The sequence below is a fragment of the Aliiglaciecola sp. CAU 1673 genome, assembly GCF_029223185.1.
Lineage (GTDB): Bacteria > Pseudomonadota > Gammaproteobacteria > Enterobacterales > Alteromonadaceae > Bowmanella.
Map to the genome: position 1 here is coordinate 1 of NZ_JARHUG010000036.1, position 1,141 is coordinate 1,141.

General features: G+C 55.0%; 1 protein-coding gene. It reads right to left on the reverse strand.

Translation table 11 applies throughout. The features are described 5' to 3' along the window. Positions 1-29: 29 nt before the first annotated feature. Positions 30-1,141 (reverse strand): IS3 family transposase gene (locus P2G88_RS19430; RefSeq protein WP_275799319.1). Its coding sequence is split into 2 segments (ribosomal slippage), with 1,113 coding nucleotides annotated over them: positions 30-943 and positions 943-1,141; the frame shifts between segments, so codons are not numbered across the junction. This gene is flagged as partial in the annotation.

The following is a 1,141-nucleotide window of genomic DNA, read 5'->3' on the forward strand; positions in this document are numbered from 1 at the left end:
TGATCTGCACCAGTAAAAGTGGACACCGGTTAAGCTGCTAGTTTTTTCTCATAGTTTTCCGGGCTCAGGTAGCCCAGAGCACTGTGCCTTCTTTGCCGGTTGTAATCAACTTCAATGTACTCGAACACCGCTTGGCGCATCTGCTCTCGGGTCATCAAAGGCTCGTCATGGATGGCTTCAACCTTCAGCGAGTGAAAGAAGCTTTCCACGCAGGCATTGTCCCAACAATTTCCCTTGCGACTCATACTCTGGCGTAACTGATATTGCTCAATCAGCCCACGGTAAGCCCAAGAGCAATACTGACTGCCACGGTCGCTATGAAGGATGACTCCCTGTGGGCGACCGCGCCGGAACAAGGCCATCTTCAGCGCATCACACACCAGGTCAGCGGTCATGCGCGGTGCCATGGCCCAGCCAATTACCGCCCTTGAGTACAAGTCGATAATGACGGCCAGGTACAGCCAACCTTCGCCGGTATACAGGTAGGTGATATCGCCTGCCCATTTCTGATTCGGTGCGTCGGCACTGAAGTCTCTGTCCAGCAGATTGGGGGCGACGGGCAAGGGGTGATTGCTGTCGGTCGTCGCCTTGAACATCTTTGCCGCCTTAGGCACCAGATTCTGGCGTCTCATACTCTCGGCAATGGTCTTGATGTCATGGCTGTGCCCCTGTTCTTTCAGCTCCACCTGGATGCGTCGCGCTCCATCCCGCCTCTTCGACTCAAAGAAGGCTTGCTCTACTCGCTGATCGCGCTGCTGTCTGGCCTGGGCGCGAGGGCTGGGGTTGCTAAGCACCTCCCGCCATTGGTAATACCCACTTCGCGAGACCTTGAGCATCCGGCAAAGGAAGCTCAGGGCCAATTGTTGGCGATGTTCATGAATGAACTGGAATCGCTCTATTTTGGATTTTTCGCGAAGTAGGCTGCCGCCTTTTTTAAAAAGTCGACCTCCATTTTCATCTCGGCCAGCTCGCGCTTGAGCTTGGCGTTTTCCGTTGCCAATGTGCTTTCCCGTTCAGTGGTGCCGGCTTTCTTCTCGGCCGCTGCACGCCACTGGTATATTTGAGCGCCGTGTAAGCCCAGTTCTCTGGCCGCTTTGGCCACACCGATTTTCCCGGCCAGTCGCAGGGCTTCTGCTTTAAA